This is a genomic window from Ancylobacter polymorphus, from assembly GCF_030813495.1.
GTDB classification, from domain to species: Bacteria; Pseudomonadota; Alphaproteobacteria; order Rhizobiales; family Xanthobacteraceae; genus Ancylobacter; species Ancylobacter polymorphus.
In genome coordinates this window covers 179,151-203,938 of record NZ_JAUSUI010000005.1, presented here as the reverse complement: position 1 = coordinate 203,938, position 24,788 = coordinate 179,151, and the positions used below count along the sequence as shown (strand labels likewise).

Here is a 24,788-nt window from a genome sequence, read left to right as displayed (position 1 = left end):
GAAGACGCAGGCCAGCCTATCCACGCCTTGTTGCGGGGCTTTCCGGTTCGAACGTCGAGGGAGGCGGTAAGCCGAGGCGCCCTTTCAGGGCGCGGGCGATCAGGTGCGGGTCAGCGTCACCTTGGCGCCGTCGCCGGTGGCGACGCCGTCATACTGGCCGGCGCCGGCGGGTTGCAGCCGGGCGGTGACCTTGCCGACATGGTTCTGCAGCACGATCTCGCTGCCCCACACGTCCCAGCCCTTGGTCATGAAGATATCGTTGGGGCAGTCGACATCGGCGGTGGCGGCGAAGCCGGACATGCCGCGATCGGTGGAAAGCGTGACCTTGCAGCTCTTCTGGCCGCCGTCCCAGCTGTAGTTCCATGTGCCGGCGAGCTGGGTGCGGGCGGCGCCCGGCTCGGCATAGGCGACGCCGCCCGGCGCGGTGGCTGCCGGCGGGGCGAGTGCGACCGGTGTGGCGGAACTCTGGCTCGTGGGGGTGACGGCGGCGGCGGCGGTGGCCGCCGAGGCGCCATAGCCGGTGGGCGCCGCGACGGGCGAACTTTCCACCGAGCCGGACGGGGCGGGGGTGATCTGGCTGGTTTCGACGGGACTGGGCGCCTTGTCGCCGAACCCGTCGAGCACGGTGCTGCACCCGCCCAGAAGCAGGGCGGCGGCGGACGTGAGGACGAGGGCGCTGCACTTCATCAACTCGTACTCCTCGCCCGGCACGGCGGCCGGGCGTCTCCTACAACTTACACGCGGCAGGGACGGGCGCGACATGCGCACTTTCCCTGCTGCCGGCCCCGTCTCCACGCGGAAACAGAGGGTCCTGTTTCGGTGGGGAAGATGGCATCAGCGTGACCCTAACGCCCCGCAACCGGGGCAGGGTTTCGTCGGACCGCCATTTGGCGCGGTTATGCTCAAGGAAAGCTTAACGCGGCGCACCGTCAAGGCAATAAGATACCGTGCGCCCGCTCTGCTCTCGGCACCGTTCAGTTTTGCCGCGAACTGGTCTATGTGCGTTGCAGCGAAGAGGAGCTGCGCCATGTATGAGATGCTGGATCCCGCCACACTGCGTGTCCTTGTCACCGGAGCCACCTCCGGCATCGGCGCCGCCACGGCCCGGCGCTTCGCGCTGGCGGGCGCGCGCGTCGTCGGCACCGGCCGCCGCGCCGACCGGCTGATCGCCCTGCGCGACGAACTCGGTAGCCATTTCCACCCGCTGGAGGTGGATGTGCGCAACAATGACGCGCTGGTCGCGGCGCTGGCCGGCGTGCCGGAAGCCTTCGCCCCGTTCAATGTCGTGTTCGCCAATGCCGGGCTCGCCCTCGGGCTGGAGCCCGCCCATGCCGCCAGCCTGAAGGACTGGGACGACATGGTGGAGACCAACATCAAGGGCCTGCTCTACACCGTCCGCGCCACGCTGCCGGCCATGGTGGAAGCGAAGGAGGGGCATGTTCTGTTCACCGGCTCGGTGGCCGGCGACTACCCCTATCCCGGCGGCAACGCCTATGGCGCCAGCAAGGCCTTCGTGAAGCAGTTCGCGCTCAACCTGATTTCCGATGTCGCCGGCACCGGCGTGCGCGTCACCAATATCGAGCCGGGCATGGTGGAGACGGAGTTTTCGCTGGTGCGCTTCCATGGCGACGCCGCCAAGTCGGAGAGCGTCTATGCCGGCACGGAGTCGATGACGGCCGAGGACATCGCCGAGCAGGTGTTCTTCGCCGCGACCCTGCCGCGCCGGGTCAACATCAACCGTATCCAGGCCTTCGCTACCTGCCAGAGCTTCGCCCCGTTCAAGGTTTCGCGCGGCTGAGCCCTTTAGAGAAGAACGGCGCCGCCGAGGGCGGCCGGTGCTTTCTAGAGAAGAACGGCGCCGCCGAGGGCGGCCGGTGCTTTCTAGAGAAGAACGGCGCCGCCGAGGGCGGCGCCGGCGACCACCGCCCAGGCCGGCACCCGCCACAGCACCAGGGCGAGATAGGCGATGAGCGCCAGCGCGAAGCCGCGGCCCGAGGTGACGCTGGAGGTGAACACCGGATCCCACAGCGCCGCGCCGAGCAGCCCGACCACCGCCGCATTGATGCCCGCGAGGGCGTCGCGCACGCGCCGGTCGGTCGACAGGCGGGTCCAGAAGCGTAGCGCGCCATAGACCAGCAGGGCGGAGGGAAGGAACACCGCCACCAGCGCCACCAGCCCGCCGGCAAGACCATTAGGCGCCACCGGCATGACGGCGCCGACATAGGCGGCGAAGGAGAACAGCGGCCCCGGCACCGCCTGCGCCGCGCCATAGCCGGCGAGAAAGACCTCCCGCGTCAGCCCGCCGGGTTTCACCAGTTCCGCCTCGATCAGCGGCAGCACCACATGGCCGCCGCCGAACACCAGCGCCCCGGCGCGATAGAGCGTGTCGAACAGGGAAATCCCGGCATTGCCCGTCACCTGCGCCAGCACGGGAAGGCCGACGAGCAGCAGCGCGAACAGTGCGAAGGCGGCGAGCGAGGCCGCGCGGCCCGGCAGATGGTGCCGCGCCGGCTCGGTCACGGCGACCCCATCGAGTCGGATGACGGCAAGGCCGATGAGCGCGCCGCCGGCGATGATGCCGATCTGGCCCAAAGCGCCCGGCACCAGCGCCGCTGCCGCCGCCGCCACGAGGGCGAGGCTGCGGCGGGTGCGGTCGGGGCACAGGGTCTTGGCCATGCCGAGCACCGCGTCGGCGACGATGGCCACCGCCGCGACCTTCAGCCCGGCGAGCCAGCCGCCCGCGAGGCCGGCCTTGTCCGCATGCGTGACCCCATAGGCGAAGGCGAGCATCAGCAGGGCCGAGGGCAGGGTGAACGCCACCCAGGCCGCCGCCATGCCCAGCGGCCCGGCGCGCATCAGCCCCACCGCCATGCCGACCTGGCTGGAGGCCGGACCCGGCAGGAACTGGCAGAGCGCAACGAGGCTGGCATAGCTCTCCTCGCTCAGCCAGCGGCGCCGCTTCACCAGATCCTCGCGGAAGAAGCCGAGATGCGCCACCGGCCCGCCGAAGGAGGTGAGACCGAGGCGCAGAAAGGCGAGGAACACCTCGCGCGGCGTCCCTTCATGCGGCGGGGTGGTGGGGGCGTGTGTGTCGCTCATGGCGCGGCTTTACCGCGCCCGCACGCCCGCTGCATGTGAATTTTTGACGACGCCGGTGGGCCGCAGGGCGGAGGCGTCAGGCGGCTTCGACAACCGGCATCGCCATCGCCGCGCGCAGCATGTCGGCAAGGCGGCGGGCGGCGGCGGAGGCGGCGGGGGCGAGGAACAGCGCGACCTCTATATCCGGCAGCGGCGGCAGCCCGTCCGCCGGGCCGAGCCGGCGCCAGTCCGCCGGCGCGGCGCATTCCGGCAGCGCGGTGATGCACAGCCCGGTTTCGATCGCCGCATGGATGCCGCCCTGCGAGGACGAGGTGCAGGCCACCCGCCAGCTCAGCCCCGCCTTGTCGAGGCTGGAGGCGATATGCGGGCGGGCCCGGCAGCCGGTGGGAAACAGCGCCAGCGGCAGAGGCGAATTGCGCTCGGGTCGGTAGCCGCGGGCCGCCAGCCAGAGCAGCTTCTCGCGCTTGATCAGTTCGCCGGTCGGCCGGGTGCTGTCTCGGGTGAGCAGCGCCACGTCGATATGGCCGCGATCGACTTCCGGCTCGATATGCTTGGAGAGATCGGCGCGGATGGAAATCTCGACGCGCGGATAGGCGGCGGCGAAGCGGGCGATGGTGGGGGTGAAATAGGCGTCGACATAATCGTCGGGCATGCCGACGCGCACGCTGCCCTCCGGCGTGCCGCCCTTCAGGTCCGCCAGCGCCTCGCTCTCATAGGCCAGCAGGCGGCGGGCATGGGCGACGAGACGCTCGCCGGTCTCGGTGAGCGAGATGCCGCGCCGCGAGCGCTCCAGCAGCCGCACGCCGAGATTGTCCTCCAGCTGGGCGATGCGGGCCGAGACCGCGGACTGGGTGCGCCCGACGCGCTCGGCTGCCGCCGTGAACCCGCCCGTGTCGACAATGGCGATCAGCATGCCCAGCGATTCGGTGTCGAGATGTCGCATCGCGCCCCCCGGTCCGCCGGATGAGTATGGTCCGCGCCGAGACCGGCGCGCGGGACTTATATCAGAAACCATGATGGAATGACAAAATAAACTCGCTTTGGCGATTTCAGCCGGCGGGTTAGACATCTGCCATGGGCCTGCCGACATAGGCCCGCCCCGGCCGCCGCGCCGGTGCGGCCCCGTCGGGTGCAGGCCACGTCACCTGTGCACCTGTCGAGTCCGGCAATGTCTCCGCCCCCCGCCGCCACCATCGAGCCTTCGCTCGGGGGGCTCCCCCTCGCGACCCCTTCCATGCTGCGGGAGACGCAGCTGCGCCGGCAGGCCTTCTTCGCCGTGGTCATGGCCGCGATCTGCATCGGCTTCTCGGCGCCGCTGGTGCGTCTCGCCGATGCCGGACCGGCGGCGATCGGCTTCTGGCGCCTGTTCTTCGCGCTCGGACCGGCCATTGTGTGGGCTTATGCCGAGCATCGCGCGCGCGTGCGCCTGGCGCGTCTCACCGGCGCGACGGCGCTGCGCCCCTCGGCGCGGCAGATTCTGCTCGCCATGCTGGCGGGCGTGTTCTTCGGCGCCGACCTCATCGTGTTCCACAAGGGGCTGGCGCTCACCAGCACGGCCAACGCATTGCTGCTCGGCAATCTCGCCGTGGTGTTCGTCTTCGTCTTCGGCTGGCTGATCCTGCGCGAGCGGCCGACGCGCGGGCTGCTGATCGCGCTGGTGCTGGCGCTCACCGGAACGTTCATCATCATCGGCTCCAGCGCGCTGGGCGGCGGTCATGCCGGCAGCCGTGCGGTGAGCGTGGCCGGCGACCTTCTCTGCGTCGGCGCTGCTCTCGCCTATGCCGGCTACATGCTGGTGACGCGCGCCGTGCGCCGCGCCGGGCGCGGGGATGCGGTGCCGCTCGGCGGGGGCATGGTGTCGCTGGTGGCGAGCGCCACCGGCGCCGTGGTCTGCCTCGCCTGGGCGGTGGCGAGCGGGGAAGTGCTGGTCCCGCAGTCCTTGCAGGGATTGCTGGCGGTGATCGGGCTTGGGCTGATCGCCCATGCCACCGGCCAGGGGCTGGCCACCTTCGCGCTCGGCCGGCTGCCGGCGGGCGTGATCTCGGTGGTGCTGCTGCTGCAGATCGTCGTCGGCACGGCGCTGGCGGCGCTGCTGTTCGGCGAAGTGCCCTCGCTCATCGTGCTGGCCGGCGGGCTGCTGGTGGTCGCGGGCGTCACCACGGCGCGGCCGAATTGACCGGCTCTTGACGGCAACGGACTTGCGCGCTCCGGCTCATGGCACTACGTCGTCCCATGAGCCAAGGAGCACGACGATGCAGCCCAACCCGTTCGGTGGCGTGATCGAGAATCTGACGGTCGAGCAGGTGAAGGCCGGTCTTGAGGACGGCACCATCCTTCTCGTCGATGTGCGCGAGCCGAACGAGCTGGCGGCCGAGCGCATTCCCGGCGCAGTGGATTTTCCGCTGTCGAGCTTCGATGCCACCGCCCTGCCGGACCCCGGCGCGAAGACGCTGGTGTTCTCCTGCCGCTCCGGCCAGCGCTCGCAGAAGGCCGCCGCCGCCGCGCAGGCCGCCGGGCTCGATCTGCACCGCCACATGGCGGGCGGCATTCTCGCCTGGAAAGCCGCCGGCTTCGAGACGACGCAGGGCTGATGGGGGGCCCGCGCGCCCTTCGTCTTCCCAGGAGATGGCGCGACGCGCTGGCCAAAAGGCGCGCCGAGGCGCTCGCCGCGCGCGAGCCGGAGCCGCGTCCCCGGCGCCTGTTGCTGCATGTCGGCGGCCCCAAATGCGGCAGCTCGGCGATACAGGCGGCGCTTGCGGCCAATAGCGCGGCACTGGCGGCGCGGGGCGTGCTGCTGGCCTCCGACCGAATGGACGCGGAGGGCGGCTTCATCCATGGTCAGGTCGGCTATTTCGATGCGTTGAAAGGCCGGCCGGACAGCGCCGCGGAACTCGCGGGCCGCTTCAGGCAGCTGGCCGTCGCTATGGACGAGCGGGCCGCCGGCACATTGGTAATCAGTGCGGAAAACCTGCTATTGCGGACCGGCGCCGCCGAGATGCTGATTCCGCCGGCGCGGGCTGCCGGGTTCACGCCCGAGGTCGTGGCCTATGTGCGCCGGTGGGACGACTTCCTGATCGCGGCCTGGCAGCAATGGGGCATCAAGACCCATGACTCGCCCGAGGCCTATTGGAAGGATCACGGTTTCCCCAGCTGGCTTACGGGCCTGCGGGCGTGGGAAGACCAGGCCGGGCTGCCGGCGCTGAAGGTCTTTCCGTTCCGGCGCGACATCTTCCCCGAGGGCGACGTGACGGCGCATTTCTTCGAGGTCACCGGCCTGTCCTTTCCCGGCATGCTGCGCCCGCCGCCGGCCAATCCCAGCACCAGCGAGGCTCTGTCCGATCTGATGAACCGCGCGCGCGACCTGTTTGCGGATAGGAACGACAATGACGTGCTCGGCATCCTGGCGCCGCTGATCGGGCCGGCGGCCTATAAATCCGGCTCGGCCTCCTATTTCCTCAACCTCGACCAGCGCCGTGCCCTGCTCGAGCAGGCGCACACGGACGATGAGGCGCTGAAGGCGCGTTACTTGCCGCAGCTCGGCGCCGCGCCGCTGTTTCCGCCATTGCGGCCGGAGCAGGTGACGGAATGTTCGGACATCGACAAGCTGCGCGCCGAAAACGCGCTGCTGCTGCGTGCGGTCCATACGCTGGGCCAGCGCCTTTCGGCGCTTGAGACGCGCACGGCCAAAGCCGCGCCGTTACGGCCCTGGCGGCGCTGGCGGCTGAAACTCTAGAGCACGTTCCGATCTGATTGCAGCGCAATCCGATCGGCAAAACGTTCTCTATCAATAGTCTAGAGGCTGATTCACCGATCAGGTCCTTTCAACCTGATCGGATCAGGCTCTAGCTAGCCAGCCGCTCCACTACATTGCGCGTGGCGGCGACCAGATTGTCGACCTGCGCCTCCGACGTGGCCGGTGAGGCCAGCATCATGTCGTGGAAGGGCGAGATCAGCACCCCGCGCACCAGCAGCGCGAGGTGGATGGTCGCTTCCAGTGCCGGGAAATGCGCCCCCTTGGCCTGGCGCCCATCGGTAAGGGGAGCTGGCGCGCGCACCACTTCCACACGGGCACCGCAGCGGGCGACGTGCCAGGGCAGGCGGGCCTCGCTCAGCACCTGCGCCAGCCCCGCCTCCATACGGTCGGCGAGGTGATTCATTTGCGCATAGGCCGCGTCGGTGGCGACTTCTTCGAGATTGGCGCGCAGGGCGGCGAGCTGCAGCGGGCTGCCGGACAGGGTGGTGCCCATGCCGGAAGGGCCGTCCGGCCGGTTGATGCGGGCGGTGCGGAAGCGCTCCGCCACCTCCGCGGTCATGCCCCAGACGGCGGCGGGAATGCCGCCGGCCACCGCCTTGCCGGCGACGAACATGTCCGGCTCAAGCCCATGCGCCCTTGTATAGCCGCCCGGCCCGGTGGAGAGGGTGTGGGTCTCGTCGATCAGCAGCAGCGTGCCATGGCGGCGGGTGATCTCGCGCAGTCCCTCATGGAAGCCGGGGCGGGGCAGCACCATGGCGCAATTGGTCATGACCGGCTCGGTGATGACGCAGGCCACGGTGCGGTCGGCCAGCGCCGCTTCCAGCGCGTCGAGATCGTTGAACGGAACGACGCGGGTGAGCTGGGCGAGGTCGCGCGGCTCGCCCATCAGCGCCGGGCGGTTGGCGGCGCGCCCGTCCGGGCCGATTTCCACGAAGGTCTCGTCCACCGCGCCGTGATAGGCGCCGTCGAAGACGAGAATGCGCGGGCGTCCGGTGGCGGCGCGGGCGGCGCGCAGGGCGAAGCGGTTGGCGTCGGTGGCGGTGGTGGCAATCTGCCAATAGGGCAGGCCGAAGCGCGCGCTCAAGAGATCGCCAACAACCGCCGCATCCGGGCTCGGCAGCATGGTGGCAAGGCCGCGCTGCCCCTGTCGCGCCAGCGCCTGCGCCACCGGCGCCGGCCCGTGGCCGAACAGCGAGGCGGTGTCGCCGAGGCAGAAATCGTCATAGCCGTGGCCGTCGACATCCAGCAGACGTGCGCCGGTGGCTTCGGCGATGACCAGCGGCACCGGGGTCGACCAGTCGACCATCCAGTGCATGGGCACGCCGTCGAGCAGATGCGCGGCGGCGCCGGCGGCGGCGCGGGTCTTCGGGCGGGTGCCGAGATAGAGCGCTTCCGCCTCCGCGCGCAGGGCGGCGGTGCGGGCCGGGCTGACGCCCGGTCCTTCGGCGAAGGAGGTCACGGCATTCATGTCCGGGCTCGTGCGTTGTCTCGGCGCCAGGGCGCCCCGTGGGGCACAGTTAAGCACGTTTCGCCGCGGGGGGCGCCTAGCGCACCCAGCCCCAGCGCTTGAGCTCGGCGAAGGTGTCGTCCAGCGTCTTGCGGACGCGGGCGATGAGCTCGTCGCATTCCTCATGCGAGATGACGAGCGGCGGGGCGATGATCAGCCGGTCGCGCACGGCGCGCATGACGAGGTTGTTCTTGAACGAGAAGTCGCGCGCCAGCGTGCCGACCTTGCCGACATCGGGGAATTTGGTGCGGCCAAGCTTGTCCGGCGTCAGTTCCAGCGCGCCGACGAGGCCGAGCATCGGCGCCTCGCCCACCAGCGGGTGTTCGGCCAGAGCGTTCCACCGGGCCTGGAGATAGGGGCCGACATCGTTGGCCACGCGGCCGACGAGGTCCTCGCGCTGCATGATGGCGAGATTGGCCAGCGCCGCGGCGCAGGCGGCGGGATGGCCGGAATAGGTGTAGCCATGGTTGAAGTCGCCGCCTTCATGCAGCACTTCCGCCACCCGGTCCGCCACCATGACGCCACCCAGCGGCATGTAGCCCGAGGTGATGCCCTTGGCCATGACCAGAATGTCCGGCTCTGTGCCGAAGGTCTCGCAACCGAACCAGCTGCCCGTGCGGCCGAAGCCGCAGATCACTTCGTCGGAAACGAACAGGATGTCGCGCTCGCGGCAGATGCGGGCGATCTCCGGCCAGTAGCTGGCGGGCGGAATGATGACGCCGCCGGCGCCCTGCACCGGCTCGGCGATGAAGGCAGCGATGCGGTCCTCACCCATGGCGTCGATCGCGGCTTCGAGCGCCCGGGCGGTGCGCAGGCCGAACTCCTCCGGCGTCTCGCCCTGGCGGGCTTCGCCCCAGAAATAGGGCTGGGCGATGTGCAGAATGTCAGGGATGACCGCGCTCTGGCCGTGCATCGGCGCCATGCCCCCTAAGCTGCCGGCGGCGACGGTGGAACCGTGATAGGCGTTGCGGCGGGAGATGATGATCTTCTTCTCCGGCTTTTCCTTGATCTGGAAATAGCGGCGGACGAGCTTGATCACCGTGTCGTTGGATTCCGACCCGGAGCCGGTGAAGAACACCTTGTTGAACTGCGGCGGGGTCAGCTCGGCGAGCTTGGCCGAGAGTTCGATGGCCGGGCGGTGGGTGGTCTTGAAGAAGGTGTTGTAATAGGGCAGCTCGCGCAGCTGCGCGGCCACCGCCTCGACGATCTCCTCGCGGCCATAGCCGACATTCACGCACCACAGGCCGGACATGCCGTCGAGGATGCGGTTGCCATCGGAGTCGGTCAGCCAGACGCCTTCCGCCTTCACCACGATGCGGGAGCCTTCCGCGTTCAGGGACTTCATGTCGCTGAACGGGTGGAGGTGATGGGCGGCATCGAGCGCACGCAGCTCGGCGGTGGTTTTCGGCAGGGTCATGACGCGCACTCGCGAGAGTTATGAAGCTGACCGGCACAATGTGATCACATTTTGCGTGCGTCAAGCCTTGCCGCGTGTCACAAGTGCGCTCGGCGGACCGGGGGTCGGCCGGCCCCCGACGCGCAAGCGGGGGGTGCTTGACCGAGGCCCCCGCACCGTGACCAGAATTGACGTGTCGACTTTTACCAGGTGGATCATGCCATTGCCCGAAGCCGTGGGAGACGCCACGGCCGCTGCCCGCGAGACCGTTCCGCAAATCGACGAATTCGGCGCCTATGTCGCCGCGCATGGCGCGCCCGAGATCGTCGAGGTGCTCTTGCCCGACACCCATGGGGTGCTGCGCGGCAAATGGATTCCCGGCGGGGCAGGGGGCAAAATCTGGGGCGACGGCGTCGCCATTCCGCTCTCCATCTTCGGGCTCGACATCTGGGGCCGCGAGGTCGAGGAGACCGGCATCCATATCGAGACCGGCGACCGCGACGGCATCTGCCGCCCGGTGCCGGGCACGCTGAAGCCGGTGCCGTGGTCGCCGCGCCCGGCGGCGCAGGTGATGCTCACCATGAACGAGCCGGACGGGCGCGGCGGCGAGCGGCCCTGGGACCTCGACCCGCGCCACAAGCTGGAGGCGCAGGTGCAGCGCCTCGCCGCGCTGGGGCTCACCCCCTGCGTCGCCTTCGAGCTGGAATTCTACCTGCTCAAGCCGGCGCCGGGGCCGAATGGCGTGCCGGAGCCGGTGTTTCCCGCCTCCTCCGGCGGGCCGGCGCGGCAGAACATGTATTCCATGTCCGATCTCGACGCCTATGCGCCGCTGCTGCACGACATTCGCGAGGCCGCGCGCATTCAGGGCCTGCCGGCGGACACGGTGATCTCGGAAGCTGCGCCCGGCCAGTATGAGGTGAATCTCTATCACCGCCGCGACCCGATGGCGGCGGCGGACGACGCCATCCTGCTGCGCCGGCTGATCGACGGCGTCGCCCGCAAGCATGGGGTGCGGGCGAGCTTCATGGCCAAGCCCTTTCTCGACTTCGCCGGTTCGGGCATGCATGTGCATGTGAGCCTGACCGACGCCGCCGGCCACAACGCCTTCGGCGCCGGCGAGGCGGGCGACCGGCTGCTGCGCCATTGCGCGGCCGGGCTGCTCACCACCATGGCCGACACCGCCGTGCTTTATGTGCCGAGCTATAACGGCTTCCGCCGGCTGGTGCCGGGCAGCTACGCCCCCACCAGCGTCTCCTGGGGCTATGACAACCGCGCCGTGGCGGTGCGGGTGCCGAACGGTCCCCCCAAGGCGCGCCGGCTGGAGCACCGTATCGCCGGCGCCGACGCCCATCCCCATCTCGTCCTGGCGGCGATCCTCGCCGGCATGCTGGAAGGCATCGAGCGCGGCGAGGAGCCGCCGGCGCCGCTGACCGGCAATGCCTATGAGCAGGCCGCGCCGGGCCTGTCCTACGACATGGGCGAGGCGATCCGGCTGTTCGGCGCCTCCGACTTCGTGGGGCGGGCCTTCGGCAGCGAGTATCAGCGCGTGTTCGCCATCATGAAGGAAGCGGAGCTGTTCGCCTTCGAGCGGCGCATCAACCCGCTGGAATACGAGACCTATTTGTAAGCACGGCCAAGGGATGAGCAAACAGCGGGTTGAGCAAAGCCCTTGGACGCTCTAGCCTTGGTACGATGAGGCTGCGAACCTCAGCCGAACAACGCTTTCCCGAGGAGAATAGGATGTCCCGCCTCCTGACCACCATCGCGGCCGGCCTGCTGACCGCGCTGGCCATCGCGCCGGCTGCGGCGCAGGACAAGGTCGTGAACGTCTACAACTGGTCCGACTACATCGACGAATCGGTGTTGGAGGAGTTCACCAAGGAAACCGGCATCAAGGTCCGGTACGACGTCTTCGACTCGAACGAGGTGCTGGAGACCAAGCTCCTCGGCGGCAAGACCGGCTATGACGTGGTGGTGCCGACCGGCTCCTTCCTGCAGCGTCAGATCCAGGCCGGCGTGTTCCTCAAGCTCGACAAGGCCAAGCTGCCCAATTTGCAGTATCAGTGGCCGCTGATCTCCGAGCGCCTCGCCGTCTATGATCCCGGCAACGAATATGCCGTGAACTATATGTGGGGCACGACCGGCATCGGCATGAATGTCGACAAGGTGAAGGAGCGCCTCGGCGACACCCCTCTCAACAGCTGGGACATCATCTTCAAGCCGGAACTGCTGGCCAAGCTGAAGGATTGCGGCGTCTACATCCTCGACGGGCCGGAAGAGGTGATCCCGACGGCGCTGCGCTATCTCGGCAAGGACCCGAATTCCAAGGACCCGGCCGATATCGAAGCCGCCGGCAAGCTGCTGGCGCCGATCCGCAAATATGTGAAGAAGTTCGATTCCTCGGGCTATATCAACGCGCTCGCCGGCGGCGACATCTGCATCGCGCTCGGCTGGTCCGGCGACGTGTTCCAGGCCAAGGCCCGTGCCGAAGAGGCCGCGGAGAAGACCGGCAAGAAGCCGGTCAACATCGAGTACGTCATCCCCAAGGAAGGCGCCCTGATGTGGTTCGACAACTTCGCCATCCCCAAGGATGCCCCGCATCCGGACGAGGCGCTGGCCTTCATCAACTTCATGATGAAGCCGGAAGTGGCGGCGAAGAACGCCAACTTCATCTCCTATGCCAGCGGCAATCTCGGCGCGCAGCAGTTCATCGACAAGGCGATCATCGACAATCCCGCGATCTACCCGGACAAGGAGACGCAGGCGAAGCTGTTCACCGTCACCACCTACCCGCAGAAGGTCCAGCGCGTGGTCACCCGCACCTGGAACGACTTCAAGCGCGGCAAGTGAGCGTGCGGCGAACAAGGTTCTCAGTTGATGCGAAAGGCCGGGCCCAGCGCCCGGCCTTTTTGTTTGTGGGCGGTGCGAAGGCGGTATGCGACATCATCCTGAGGTGCGCGCGCAGCGCGCCTCGAAGGATGGTTCGGCGGGCGCAGGGCCTGCGTGCTTCGAGGCGGGGCTGCGCCCGGCACCTCAGCATGACGGAGGAAGGCGCGGGGAAGCCGTCATCCCGGCCGAGCGGAGCGAGAGCCGGGATCGTGGCCCCGGCCCCTCGGTTGGCAAGACGCAGGCGATCCCGGCTCGACCTTCGGTCGTCCGGGATGACATCTTAGGAGCCAGATCTCGCAGCGTCCGCGCCCGCCTACATCCGCCAGCGCTTGTAGAACCACGTCCACTGCTCGGGATATTCGCGCACCCAGCCTTCGACGACGGAGGTGATCATCTGCATCGCGCCGTCCACGTCGATGCGCCCGCTGGCGTCGCGCGGCAGGTTGAGCGCCGGGGTGCACTGGATGCGGAAGCGGCCTTCCGGCAGGCGGATCACCCGCACCCCGTGCACCGGGCACTCATAGAGCCGGGCGAGGCGGGCAATGGTGGGGTTGGCGGAGCAGGGCTGGCCGAAGAACTGCACGGTGGGCCCGCCGCGGCGCGCCTGATCCACGAGAATGCCGAGATGCTTGCCCTGGTCGAGCACGGCGGCGAGCTCGAACACCGCCACATGCGAGGCGGCGACCAGATTGCCCATCACCCGGCTGCGCGCCTCGAACAAAAGGTCGGCGAAGAAGGAATTGTCCGGCGCGCGGAACAGCACGGCGCTGTCCAGCCCCTGCGCGGCGGCGGCGATGGCCGGCAGTTCCCAATTGGCGAGATGCGCGGTGAACACCAGCGCCGGCTTGCCGTCCACCCGCATGGCGACGAAGTTCGACACGCCCGTGGTCTCGATCCGGCTCTTGGCCGGCTCCCACATATTGTACTGCCAGATGCGGTCGAGATGGACGAACTCGCCGGCCATGCGGCCGAGATTGTCCCACATGCCGCGCGCGATCGCCTCGCGCTCGGCCTCGGTCTTCTCGGGATAGGCGCGGCGCAGATTGCTCAGCGTCACCCGGTGGATCGAGGTGTAGGGCCCGATCAGGCGGGCCCAGAAGCCGCCATTCCACGAGGCGAAGCGCGGCGGCTGCAGCCGCATGACGCGCATCAGCGTCCACACGCCCGCCGACAGCGCGGCATCGCGCAGGCGCGTGGTCCAGGGGCGGGAAGGGGTCATCGCGTTTACGGCCCGAACCTCGCCTGCGTTCAGAAGGTGATGACGACCTTGCCGAACACGCGGCGGGTTTCCAGCCGTTCCAGCCCGGCGCCGAACTGCTCCAGCGGGAATTCGGAATCGATCACCGGCTTGACCCCGCGCTCCATCCGCTTCAGCCCGTCGGCAATGGCGCGGATCGGCGCGCCGAAGGAGCCGATGATGCGGTACTGGCGCTGGAACAGCTGCATCAGGTTCATGTTGACCGACACGCCCGAGGTCGAGCCGCAGGTGACGAGACGCGCGCCCGGCTTCATCGACAGCAGCGAGCCGTTCCACGTCTCGGCGCCGACATGCTCGAACACCACGTCGACACCCTTCTTCTTGGTGATCTTGCGCACCTCGTGCTCGAAGCGGTCGGTCTTGTAGTTGATGACGTGGTCGGCGCCGAGGGCCTTCGCCTTGGCGCATTTCTCGTCGTCGCCCGCCGTGGTGATGACGGTGCAGCCGATCTCCTTGGCCATGCGGATCGCCACCGTGCCGATGCCGGAGCCGGCGGCGTGGACGAGAATGGTCTCGCCCGGCTCAAGCTTGGCATTGTCGAACAGCATGTGCTCGACGGTGGAGAAGGTGACGGGCGCGGTGGCGGCGTCGGTCCAGGAAATGCCGTCCGGGATCGGCACGCACAGGCGTTCCTTGATGTTGAGCTGGTCGCGGGCGAAGCCGTCGACATGGAAGCCCATGACGCCGGCGACTTCCTCGCAGAGATTGTCGCGGCCCTGCCGGCACATCTTGCACTGGCCGCAGGTGAGCGCGCCATACATGGCGACCTTGGAGCCCGGCCGGAAGCGGGTGACGCCCTCGCCAATGGCGGTGACTTCGCCCACGGCCTCGGCCCCCACCACCAGCGGCATCTTGCGCTTGGCGAAGGCCATGCCGCGCCAGCCCCACACGTCGATATGGTTCAGCGCCAGCGCCTTGATGCTGACCTGCACCTCGCCCGGTTCCGGCGCGCCGGGGGCGGGCAGGTCGGTGAGGATGAGTTCGCGGTCGGAGACCAGCTGAAGCGCGCGCATGAACAACTCCGGACAGACGGCGGCGGCAGGACGCGCCCCGCGACCCGTGGATACGGGGGTGGGGCGCGCGTGGATGCCGTCCGCGAAAGGACGAGGGTGGATAACGAAATCAGCGCTGTATGGCTAGTGCGGCGGTGAGGCCGCCATCCACCGGCAGGGTTGCGCCGGTAACATAGGCGGCGCCGGGCGAGAGCAGGAACGACACCACGCCCGCCACATCCTCCGGCGCGGCGAAGCGGCCGGCGGGAATCTGCTTCTCGACATTGGCACGGTAGGCGGCATAGGGCGCCAGCATCGCCGTATCGACGAAGCCGGGAGCGACGACATTCACCGTCACCCCGCGCCGGGCGCTCTCGATCGCCAGTGTGCGGCAATAGCCGGCCAGCGCGGCCTTGGAGCCGGCATAGATGGCGTTGCCGGCATTGGCGACATCGGCGGCGATGGAGCCGATGGCAATGATGCGCCCGGCCCGCGCCCGCGTCATCGGCCGCACCAGCGCCCCGACCAGCTTGACGAAGGACCAGTAATTTACCTGCATCAGCTGTTCGGCCCGTTGCTGGTCGACCAGCGCCGCGAGCGTGTCGTAGCTCATGCCGGCATTGTGGACGAAGCCGAAATAGGTCGGCTCCTCCGCGAGCAGGGCGGCGAAGGCCTCCACCGCGCCCTTGTCCGCGAGGTCGAGCGCGCGGGCCTCGATGCGGGCGTCCGGCGTTTCGGCCGTGATGGCGGCGATCAGGGCCTGCGCCTCGGCCTCCGCCGTGCGGACAGTGAACACGACCTCGAACCCCGCGAGCGCGAGGGTGCGCACGATGGCGGCGCCGACGCCGCGCCCGCCGCCGGTGACGAGGACGCGCTGGCTCACGCGGGTTCGCCCGTGAGGATCAGGCACACATTCTGCCCGCCGAAGCCGAACGAGTTCGACATCACCCGCGTGACCTTGGCGTCGCGGGCGACGTTCGGCACCACGTCGAGCGGGATGGCCGGGTCGGGGATCTCGTAATTGATGGTCGGCGGAATGCGGCCATTGGCGATGGTCATCAGCGAGACCACGGCCTCGATGGCGCCGGCGGCGGTGAGCGTATGGCCGATCATCGACTTGTTGGACGAGATCGGGATGCCCGCCAGCCGCTCGCCGAACACGGCGCTCATGCCGGTGAACTCCATGCGGTCATTCTCGGGCGTCGAGGTGCCGTGGGCGTTGATGTAGTCGATGGCGTCGGGATCGACGCCGGCATCGGCCAGCGCGTTGCGCATGCAGCCGATCACCGGCTTGGCATCCGGCGAGGAGCGGGTGCGGTGGAAGCTGTCGGCCATTTCGCCGACGCCCTCGACCACGCCGAGAATCTTGGCGCCGCGCGCCAGCGCGTGCTCCAGGCTCTCCAGCACCAGCGCGCCGGCGCCCTCGGCGATGATGAAGCCGTCGCGGTTCTTGGCGAAGGGGCGGGAGGCGGCTTCCGGCACGTCGTTATTGGTGGACAGCGCCGAGAGCAGGGAGAAGCGGATCAGTGCTTCCGCTGTCACCGAGCCGTCGGTCGCGATGGAAAGGGCCGCGTCGCAGTCGCCGCGCCGGATCGCCTCGACGCCGAGCTGGATCGAGGTGTTGCCGGAGGCGCAGGCGGTGGACAGCGAGATCGGCTGGCCCTTGGTGCCGAAGCGGTCGGCGAGGTGGTCGGCGATCGAGCCGTAGAGGAAGCGCTCGTGCCAGGCATCGTGGCCATGGGCTTCGGCGGCGCGCAGCAGGTCGTCATAGGAGACGGGCGCGTTGGGCGCGGCTTCCTGGGCGAGGATGCGGCGCTGCGGCCATTCCAGTTCGATCGGCGGCACGGCGCAGAACAGCGGGCCGGGGAAGGTGCCCTTGCCGCCAATGCCGGATTCGGCGATCGCCTCTTCCGCCGCCAGCGTCGCCAGTTCCTCGGAAAGATCGGGCGCGGTGCTCTTGCTCTTCGGCAGATAGTCCACCGTGCCGGCGATGGTGGTGCGCATCGCGTCGATGGGGAAGCGGGTGATGCGGTGAATGCCGGACGTGCCGGAGGTCAGCTTCGCCCAGTTATCCTGCTTGCCCTGGCCGAGCGAGGTGACGAGCCCCATGCCGGTGACGACGACAATCGGCCGGCCGGCCTTGTCGGTATAGGAAGCCATGATCTGCTCCTCGGAAGCGATATGCTCCCGGCTGGTGGGTCAGTCGGCGCGCTCGACCAGCGCGACGCCTTCCCCACGCCAATGCCCCACTGCGGTCACGATGGCACGGGAAAGCGGGCCATCGAAAGGCTTTTCAAGCGTCTCGCCGTCGAGCGGCGGGAACAGCTTGCCCTCGGCGACGCAGAGCGCGGCCAGCGCCAGCGCCACCGGCATCTGCGCTTCCAGCCCATGGCCGACACGATCCGTGACGGAACGCACCGGCAGGCCGGATCGGGCGAGCACGGCGGCTTCCGCCTGCGTCGGCTCGGGCGCGCCGCTGGCGGCGGAGAACAACGCGGTCGCTTCCGCGTCCGTGGCGCCGGCGGTCTTCAGCAGTTCGCCCAGCACCGCCTCGACCGCGCCGGGCTCATTGCGGCGGGCGCGTTCCGACCACACGCCGGAGAGCTTGGCGATGGGCTTGGCGCCGCGCGCCGTCGCGTGCTCGGGCGATTCCAGCACCAGGAAGGCGCCGGCGGAGCCGGTCGGCACGCCCTTCGGCTCCGCCAGCACCGGCGCCCAGGGCGCATGCATGGCGAGGCGCTTGAGCGCGAAGAGCAGCAGCATGTCGCGCCGCTCGGCATTGTAGGCGCCGCCCACAAGGGCGATCTCGCTGGTGCCGGCGGCGATGCGCGACCAGCCGATGCGCACCGCGTCCGTGCCGGAGCTTTCTTCGCCCATGAAGGTGCGCGAGGAGCCGGTGACGCCATGGACGATGGAGATGTTGCCGGCGAGCAGGTTCGAGAGCTGCGCCAGGAACAGCGTCGGACGCAGATTGGACTGCAGCTGCTCGTTGAGGAACACCTCGGGGTTCGGCTGCTTCTCGATGTCTGTGAGAATGGCGCCGTCGACCGCCTGGTCACGCTCACCGCCGCCCGCCGCGACCACCATGTCGGTGGTGGAGAGAATGTCCTTGTTGCCCTTGATGCCGGCGGAATCCAGCGCGAGGCCGGCGGCATAGGTGCCGATGCGCTGCCAGGGCTCCATCTGCCGCTGGTCGCCCTTCTTGGGGATCTGCGCGTCGAAGCTGATCGGGGCGAGCGGATGCACGACGTAGGGCGCGAAGCCCGATTCGTCGATCACCGGGCGAGCGCCGGAGGACAGCGCCTGCCAATGGGCCTCAGGCCCTTCACCGAGCGAGGAAACGAGCCCGATGCCGGTGATCCAGACGTCGCGACGATTAGACATGCGTGAGATTTCCTGCGGCTTCCGCCGTGTCGAACACGGCCTCGCCCATCGGCATGCCGATGCGTTCGGCGGTGGAAAGCAGATAGCCGCGCAGCTCCGGGGCCGGGAAGGGCATGGTCTTGAGCGTCACGTCGGCATTGCAGACGAGCTTGCCGTCGACGCGCCCCTCGGCCTTGAGCCGGGCGAAGCCGGAGCCGTCATGATCGAGGCGCGCGAACACGTCGATCACCTGGCCCGGCGTCACGAAGGTCCGCAGCTTGCCCTTGTCGACCGAGGCAAGGAACGCCATGCGGTCGTAATTGTGCAGCCGCAGCAGCAGCATGCCGCAGCTTTGCGCCATGATCTCGAACAGCAGCACGCCCGGCAGCAGCGGGTGCCCGGGGAAATGGCCTTCAAAGATCGGGCTCTCGCACGGGACGGTGTTGGCGGTCCGCAAGGTGCGAGCCTCAAGGTCAAGCTCAACCACCTTGTCGATCATCTGGAAATATTCGAGGCGCATTACCCGTCCCGCTTCTACGTCGCCCTTCCGCCGGATCAGGCGGACTTGGCCGCGATCAGCTCGTCGATGCGCGCGCAGAGGTTCTTGAGCACGAAATACTGCTCGGTCGTGGCCTTGCCCTCATTGACTTCCTGGGTCCAGCTTTCAAGCGGCAGCTTGATGCCGAACGCCTTGTCGATGGCGAAGGCGATGTCGAGGAAGTCCAGGCTGTCGATGCCGAGATCGTCGATGGCGTGGCTCTCGGGCGTGATGTTCTCGCGCGGAATGTCGCACGTTTCGGCAATGATGTTGGCGACGGTCTCGAACGTGGTCGACATGAAAGGCCTCTGATCTCGCAGCCGCGTCCGGCCACAGTTGAATGGGTTCGCCCGGCGCTCCCGCGTCGCAGGCCCCCGAATGGATGTCGGCCCGTATACCTAAGCGCGACCGGCGATTCAATGGCGCCGGCACGGCAATCCTCGGCAGTGTGACATCCCTGCCGTCGCGCTTTGGCCGGCCCGGCATCCACATGGGTTGCGCGGCGTCATGGCGAGGTGATCGATTTCGTCCTATCGTCCCCCGCGTCGGTCGGCATTCCAGTTGCGGAGCAGGTGTCATGAACCCTTTTACTTCGGCCTTTTCATGGCTCGGAAAGGGGGCGGCGCTTTCGCTCCTCGCGCTCTCGCTCGCCACAGCCGCCCACGCGCAGGCCCAGAAGCCGGCGGCAACCAAGCCGGCCGCCGCTGCGGCTGCGGCCGCCGCGGCCACCACCGCGAAGCCGGCTGCCGCCACGCCGACCGCCGCCGCCCCGGCCAAGCCGGCGCCGGATGCCCTGCCGAAAACCTACGCGCCGCAGGAACTGGTGGAAGCCGCGCGCCGCTTGCAGGCCCTGCTGCAGCGCGAGCGCGGTCCGCTGCCCAAGCCCGCCGCCCAGCTGCGCAAGGATGCCGACGCCGCGCTGGCCGCCGGGGATGCGCGCACCGCCGCCGATCTCTACGGCAGGCTGGCGCAGGCGAGCCCCGGCGATGCCGGGCTGTGGCAGCGCCTCTCGCGCGCCCTCTCGCGCATCAAGCCGAACGATGATGAGAGCGCCGACACCTTCCTCGAACGGGCGCAGGCCGCCGCCTTCCTCGCCTATCGCGCGGCGACGACCAAGGCGCAGCAAGCGGACGCGCTGTTCGCCATCGGCCGCCTCTACGACCAGCGCTCGCTCTGGCGCCCGGCGCTCGACACGCTCGCCACCGGCCTCACCTATGTCGACGTGCCGGAGCAGCGCGCCTTCTACAACAAGCTGCGCGAGGAGCGCGGCTTCCGCATTCTCGACTACAGCGTCGATTCGGACGCCTCGAATCCGCGCATCTGCGTGCAGTTCTCCGAACCGCTGGTGAAGGGCGGCAAGGACTATTCCGCCTATGTGACGCTGCGCGGGCCGCAGGGTCCGGTGGACAAGCCGGCGGTGACGGCGGAGGAGAGCCAGCTCTGCGTCGAAGGGCTCAAGCATGGCGAGAGCTATGACGTGACGCTACGCGCCGGGTTGCCGTCCTCGATTGCCGCCGAGCCGCTCGCCGCCGCCTCCGAACTCACCATCTATGTGCGCGACCGCAAGCCGGGGGTGCGCTTCACCGGGCGCAATTATGTGCTGCCGCGCACCGGCCCGCGCGGCATTCCGGTCGTCTCGGTCAATACCTCCAAGGTGGCGGTCGATCTCTACCGCATCGGCGACCGCAGCCTGATTCCGACCGCCATTGACGGTGAGTTCCGCCGCGATCTCGGCGGCTATGACCTGCAGCAGCTGAAAGACGGCAAGGCCGAACTCGTCTTCAAGGGCGAGCTGGAGACCGCCTCGCCGCTCAATGAGGACGTGACCACCTCGTTCCCCGTCGATGAGGCGGTGAAGACGCTGGCGCCCGGCGTCTATGTGCTCGCCGCCCGCCCGGGTGGGGATGCCGCCGACCCGAATGACGAGTGGCAATCGCGCGCGACGCAATGGTTCGTCGTCTCCGATCTCGGCCTCACCGCCCTGTCCGGCAGCAACGGACTGACCGTGCTGGTGCGCGCGCTCGGCACCGCGCAGCCGCTGGAAGGGGTGGAACTGCGCCTGCTCGCCAAATCCAACGACGTGCTCGCCACCGCCCGCACCGATGCCAGCGGCAGCGCCGCCTTCGATGCCGGCCTGATGCGCGGCAAGGAGGGCTTCGCCCCGGCGGTGATCGTCGCCCAGGCCAAGGAAGGCGACTATGCCTTCCTCTCGCTGGCCGACCAGGCCTTCGACCTTACCGATCGCGGCGTCGGCGGGCGAGCGGCGCCGGAGCGTTATGACGCCTTCGTCACCACCGAGCGCGGCGTCTACCGCTCCGGTGAGCAGGTGCACGTCACCGCGCTGCTGCGCAGCCCGCAGGTGGCGGCGGCGGCGGGCGTGCCGCTCACCGTCATCTTCAAGCGGCCGGACGGCGTGGAGGAGCGCCGTGAACTGGTTGCCGACCAGGGCGCGGGCGGGCGGACCGTCACCTATTCCCTGATGAGTGACGCCATGACCGGCACCTGGCGGGTCGAGGCCTATGTCGATCCGCGCGGCGCGCCAGTGGGTTCCACCACCTTCCTGCTTGAGGACTATGTGCCCGAGCGGCTCGCGCTCGACCTCTCCACCACCGCCACAACGATCGCGCCGAACGCGCCGGTGACGGTGGCGGCCGATGGGCGCTGGCTGTTCGGCCCGCCGGCGGCCGGGCTCGATATCGACGCGGAGATCGAGGTGCGCGTCGCCGATTCCCGCCCCGGCCTGCCGGGCTGGCGTTTTGGCCGCACCGATGACGGCTTCACTCCCGTGCGCCAGCCGCTGGCCGACACGCCGGTGACGGATGCGCAGGGCAAGGCGAGCCTTTCCGTGCTTCTGCCCACCCTGCCGCCCACCGCGCGACCGCTGGAGGCGGAGATCTTTGTCGGCCTGAACGAGGGCGCGGGCCGCGCGGTGCGCCGCTCGCTGGTGCTGCCGGTGCAGCCCGCCGGCAATGGCATCGGCGTCAAGCCGCTGTTCGACAAGGCGGGGCCGGGCGAGAACGGCAATGCCGGCTTCGAGGTGCAGGGCTTCGACGCCGCCGGCCAGCCGGTGGCGCTGAAGGGCGCGCAATGGGCGCTCTACCGCATCGAGACCCGCTATCAATGGTACCGCCTCGGCGGCAGCTGGGATTTCGAGCCGGTCGAATCGGTGGCGAAGGTCGCCGACGGCACGCTCGACCTCACCGGCGGCACCCCGGCGCGGCTCAACGTGCCGGTCGCCTGGGGCCGTTACCGGCTGGAAGTGACCGACGGCACCCGCGCCACCGCCGTGCCGTTCAATGCCGGCTGGGGCGGCGGCGCCACCGCCGATGCGCCGGACCGGCTGGAGGTCGGCCTCGACAAGGCGCAATACGCCGCCGGCGACGCGCTCAAGGTGAACCTCACCAGCCGCTATGCCGGCTCGGCCACCGTGCTGATCGTCGGCGACGGCGTGCTGGCGGCGAAGACGCTTGACGTGAAGGCGGGCGACAACGCGGTCGATTTCAAGGTCGCCGCCGGCTGGGCGCCGGGCGCCTATGCGCTCGCCTTCCTGCACCGCCCGCTCGATGTGGCGGCGGGCCGTAATCCCGGCCGCGCCATCGGTCTCGCCTGGTTCGGCGTCGACCGTGCCGAGCGGGTGCTGGCGGTGAAGCTGGACGCGCCCGCGCTCGCCCGGCCGGAGACGACGCTGTCCGTGCCTGTGCAGCTGACGGGCAATGGTCAAGGCGAGGCCTATGTGACGCTCGCGCTGGTCGATGTCGGCATTCTCAACCTTACCGGCTTCAAGGCGCCGGACCCGGACGGCTTCTATCTCGGCCAGCGGGCGCTGGGCACAGAGGTGCGCGACTTCTACGGCCAGCTGATCGACGGCATGTTGGGGGCCCGCGGGCGCCTGCGCGCCGGCGGCGACGCCATGGATATGGGGCTGCAGGCCGAGCCGCCGACGCAGCCCCCGCTCGCTCTGTTCTCCGGCCTCGTCAAGCTCGATGCCCAGGGCCGGGGTACCATCGACTTCACCCTGCCGCCCTTCGACGGCACCGGCCGGCTGATGGCGGTGGCGTGGTCCGGCGCGGCGGTGGGTCATGCGCAGGCCGATGTGGTGATCCGCGACCCCGTGGTCATCACCGCCACCCTGCCGCGCTTCCTCGCCGCCGGCGACCGCTCGACGCTCAACCTCTCGCTTGACAATGTGGATGGCGAGGCGGGCGATTATGCGCTGGAGGTCGTCACCGACGGGCCGGTGAAGCTGGCCAGCGCGCCGAAGACGGTGCCGCTCGCCAAGGGCGCGCGCCAGTCCTTCGCCGTGCAGATGAACGGGACCGGCATTGGCGAGGCGAAGGTCTCGGTGCGGCTGTCGGGCGCCGGCGGCCTCGCCATCGTGCGCGACTATGCGCTCAATGTCCGCCCGGCCTATCCCGCCATCTCCCGCCGCAGCGTCGAGACGCTGGCGCCGGGGGCGGCGCTGACGCTGAGCGCCGATCTCGTCGCCGATCTGGTGCCGGGCCGGGGCGGGGTCAGCGTCTCCGCCGGGCTCGATCCGGCCTTCGACGTGCCGGCGCTGATCGGTGCGCTCGACCGCTACCCCTTCGCCTGTTCCGAACAGCTCACCAGCCGGGCGCTGCCGCTGCTCTATCTCAGCGATTTCGGCCCGCCCAACCGCTTCCGCCTGACCAAGGACCCGGCGGAGACGATCCGCAACGCCATCGCCCGGCTCGTTGCCCGGCAGGGTTCGGACGGCTCCTTCGGCCTGTGGGACGCGGGCGGCAACGATCTGTGGCTCGACGCCTATGTGAGCGACTTCCTCACCCGGGCCCGCGAGCGCGGCTACACCGTGCCGGATCAGCCCTTCACCCTCGCGCTCGACCGGCTGCGCAATTCGCTGGCCTATGCCGGCGACGGCGCCACCGATGACGGGGCCGCCTATGCCATCTATGTGCTGGCGCGCAACGGCCGGGCACCGCTGGGCGACCTGCGTTATGTCGCCGACGCCAAGCTCGACGCGGTGACCAGCGCCATGGCGCGCGGCCAGCTCGCGGCGGCGCTTGCCATGCTCGGCGACAAGGGGCGGGCGGAAAAGGTGTTCAACGCGGCGCTGGAGATTCTCCCCGACGCCTCGGAGACGCTGACCACCGGCCGGCCGGATTTCGGCTCGATCCTGCGCGACGCCGCCGGCGTGGCGACGCTCGCCTCGGAAGCCGGCTTCACCGCCACCGCCCGCACCGCGCGCCAGCGCGTCGCCACCGCCTTTGTCGAGGCGGGTCCCACCTCGACGCAGGAAGACGCCTGGCTGCTGCTCGCCGCCCGCGCGCTGCGCGAGGGCAAGGGCATCGCGCTCGACATCGACGGCCGGGCGCATACCGGCCTCTATGAGCGCAGCCTGACGCCGCAGGAACTCGCCAAGCCGATCATCCTCACCAATCGCGGCATCGCCCCGCTGGATGTCGCGGTCTCCATCGACGGCCCGCCGGCGGCGCCCGAGCCGGCGGCGGCGGACGGTTTCACCCTGACCCGCAGCTATTACACGCTGGCCGGCGTCCCCGCCGATCCCGCCAAGGTGGCGCAGAACCAGCGCCTCGTCGTGGTGCTGGAAGCGACCGAGGAGGAGGCCGGGCCGAGCCATGTGCTGCTGGTCGACCATCTGCCCGCCGGCTTCGAGATCGACAATCCGGCGCTGGCGGTAGGCGCTGACACCGGGGCTCTGGCCTGGCTGGGCGATACCTCGCAGCCCGACCATGCGGAGTTCCGCGACGCCTTCTTCGCCGCCGCCTTCGACCGCACCCAGGGCGGCGAGGAGCCCGGCCTGCTGCGCGTCGCCTATATCGTGCGCGCGGTGTCGCCCGGCCGGTATGCCCATCCCCCGGCCATTGTCGAGGATATGTACCGTCCCGGCCGCTTCGCCCGCACCAGCGCCGGCCAGACCGAGGTGACGGGGCCGGCGCGATGAGAGGGCAATTATGAGGGGCGCGCGGTGAGGCCCGCTCTGCAGCGACTCGCG

Annotated in this window: 19 protein-coding genes; 7 read left to right on the top strand and 12 right to left on the bottom strand. The window is 69.4% G+C overall.

Going from position 1 to position 24,788, the window contains the following annotated elements; all coding sequences use genetic code 11:
* Window positions 1-99: 99 nt before the first annotated feature.
* On the bottom strand, window positions 100-762 hold the full coding sequence (locus tag J2S75_RS12820; RefSeq protein ID WP_307020244.1) for a protease inhibitor Inh/omp19 family protein: 663 nt from the start codon (window positions 760-762) through the stop codon (window positions 100-102).
* A 265-nt stretch (window positions 763-1,027) separates the two neighbouring features.
* Here J2S75_RS12820 and J2S75_RS12815 point away from each other — a divergent pair, with 265 nt between their 5' ends.
* Complete coding sequence (locus J2S75_RS12815; RefSeq protein ID WP_307020243.1) at window positions 1,028-1,798, top strand: SDR family NAD(P)-dependent oxidoreductase; 771 nt, start codon at window positions 1,028-1,030, stop codon at window positions 1,796-1,798.
* An 83-nt stretch (window positions 1,799-1,881) separates the two neighbouring features.
* On the opposite strand, the gene chrA is transcribed toward J2S75_RS12815, so the two are convergent.
* A complete protein-coding gene (gene chrA, locus J2S75_RS12810) occupies window positions 1,882-3,099 on the bottom strand; it encodes a chromate efflux transporter (protein WP_307020242.1) in 1,218 nt (405 codons plus the stop codon).
* 76 nt (window positions 3,100-3,175) lie between these two features.
* On the bottom strand, window positions 3,176-4,042 hold the full coding sequence (locus J2S75_RS12805; RefSeq protein ID WP_307020240.1) for a LysR substrate-binding domain-containing protein: 867 nt from the start codon (window positions 4,040-4,042) through the stop codon (window positions 3,176-3,178).
* A gap of 225 nt (window positions 4,043-4,267) precedes the next feature.
* Between J2S75_RS12805 and J2S75_RS12800 the strand changes: the two genes are divergently transcribed.
* The 3 genes from J2S75_RS12800 (at window position 4,268) to J2S75_RS12790 (ending at window position 6,832) form a co-directional block, all read left to right on the top strand.
* A complete protein-coding gene (locus tag J2S75_RS12800; RefSeq protein WP_307020239.1) occupies window positions 4,268-5,275 on the top strand; it encodes a DMT family transporter in 1,008 nt (335 codons plus the stop codon).
* Between the two features lie 76 nt (window positions 5,276-5,351).
* Window positions 5,352-5,690 (top strand): rhodanese-like domain-containing protein, encoded by a 339-nt coding sequence (locus J2S75_RS12795; protein ID WP_307020238.1) that lies wholly within the window; start codon window positions 5,352-5,354, stop codon window positions 5,688-5,690.
* The gene (locus J2S75_RS12790) at window positions 5,690-6,832 is read left to right on the top strand and encodes a hypothetical protein (RefSeq protein ID WP_307020237.1); all 1,143 of its coding nucleotides are present in this window, start codon (window positions 5,690-5,692) and stop codon (window positions 6,830-6,832) included. Before J2S75_RS12795 ends, J2S75_RS12790 begins: the two co-directional genes overlap by 1 nt.
* Window positions 6,833-6,941: 109 nt before the next feature.
* Here J2S75_RS12790 and J2S75_RS12785 read toward each other — a convergent pair whose 3' ends face one another.
* The gene (locus J2S75_RS12785) at window positions 6,942-8,321 is read right to left on the bottom strand and encodes a transaminase (RefSeq protein ID WP_307020236.1); all 1,380 of its coding nucleotides are present in this window, start codon (window positions 8,319-8,321) and stop codon (window positions 6,942-6,944) included.
* Between the two features lie 76 nt (window positions 8,322-8,397).
* Complete coding sequence (locus J2S75_RS12780; RefSeq protein ID WP_307020235.1) at window positions 8,398-9,777, bottom strand: aspartate aminotransferase family protein; 1,380 nt, start codon at window positions 9,775-9,777, stop codon at window positions 8,398-8,400.
* A gap of 196 nt (window positions 9,778-9,973) precedes the next feature.
* Here J2S75_RS12780 and J2S75_RS12775 point away from each other — a divergent pair, with 196 nt between their 5' ends.
* Both J2S75_RS12775 and J2S75_RS12770 read left to right on the top strand, forming a co-directional pair.
* Window positions 9,974-11,383 carry a glutamine synthetase family protein gene (locus tag J2S75_RS12775; RefSeq protein WP_307020234.1) on the top strand — a complete coding sequence of 470 codons (1,410 nt, stop codon included), beginning with the start codon at window positions 9,974-9,976 and terminating at the stop codon, window positions 11,381-11,383.
* 113 nt (window positions 11,384-11,496) lie between these two features.
* Window positions 11,497-12,606, top strand: a complete 1,110-nt coding sequence (locus J2S75_RS12770) for a polyamine ABC transporter substrate-binding protein (RefSeq protein ID WP_307020233.1) — start codon at window positions 11,497-11,499, stop codon at window positions 12,604-12,606.
* Window positions 12,607-12,958: 352 nt separating this feature from the next.
* Here J2S75_RS12770 and J2S75_RS12765 read toward each other — a convergent pair whose 3' ends face one another.
* The 7 genes from J2S75_RS12765 to J2S75_RS12735 all read right to left on the bottom strand — a co-directional run bounded on the left by J2S75_RS12765 (window position 12,959) and on the right by J2S75_RS12735 (window position 19,095).
* Window positions 12,959-13,864: a lipid A biosynthesis lauroyl acyltransferase gene (locus J2S75_RS12765; protein WP_307020232.1), complete on the bottom strand. Its 906-nt coding sequence runs from the start codon at window positions 13,862-13,864 to the stop codon at window positions 12,959-12,961.
* Window positions 13,865-13,893: 29 nt separating this feature from the next.
* On the bottom strand, window positions 13,894-14,916 hold the full coding sequence (locus J2S75_RS12760) for a zinc-binding dehydrogenase (RefSeq protein WP_244377449.1): 1,023 nt from the start codon (window positions 14,914-14,916) through the stop codon (window positions 13,894-13,896).
* A gap of 109 nt (window positions 14,917-15,025) precedes the next feature.
* Window positions 15,026-15,805, bottom strand: a complete 780-nt coding sequence (locus J2S75_RS12755; protein WP_307020231.1) for an SDR family oxidoreductase — start codon at window positions 15,803-15,805, stop codon at window positions 15,026-15,028.
* Window positions 15,775-17,055, bottom strand: a complete 1,281-nt coding sequence (locus J2S75_RS12750; protein WP_307020230.1) for a beta-ketoacyl-ACP synthase — start codon at window positions 17,053-17,055, stop codon at window positions 15,775-15,777. The genes J2S75_RS12755 and J2S75_RS12750 overlap by 31 nt, the downstream gene beginning before the upstream one ends.
* 39 nt (window positions 17,056-17,094) lie before the next feature.
* Window positions 17,095-18,279 carry a beta-ketoacyl-ACP synthase gene (locus tag J2S75_RS12745; protein WP_307020229.1) on the bottom strand — a complete coding sequence of 395 codons (1,185 nt, stop codon included), beginning with the start codon at window positions 18,277-18,279 and terminating at the stop codon, window positions 17,095-17,097.
* Entirely contained in the window at window positions 18,272-18,778 is a 507-nt protein-coding gene (locus tag J2S75_RS12740; protein ID WP_307020228.1) for a 3-hydroxyacyl-ACP dehydratase FabZ family protein, read from the bottom strand. Before J2S75_RS12740 ends, J2S75_RS12745 begins: the two co-directional genes overlap by 8 nt.
* A gap of 35 nt (window positions 18,779-18,813) precedes the next feature.
* A complete protein-coding gene (locus J2S75_RS12735; protein WP_018390121.1) occupies window positions 18,814-19,095 on the bottom strand; it encodes an acyl carrier protein in 282 nt (93 codons plus the stop codon).
* A 278-nt stretch (window positions 19,096-19,373) separates the two neighbouring features.
* Between J2S75_RS12735 and J2S75_RS12730 the strand changes: the two genes are divergently transcribed.
* A complete protein-coding gene (locus tag J2S75_RS12730) occupies window positions 19,374-24,737 on the top strand; it encodes an alpha-2-macroglobulin family protein (protein WP_307020227.1) in 5,364 nt (1,787 codons plus the stop codon).
* Window positions 24,738-24,788: the final 51 nt, after the last annotated feature.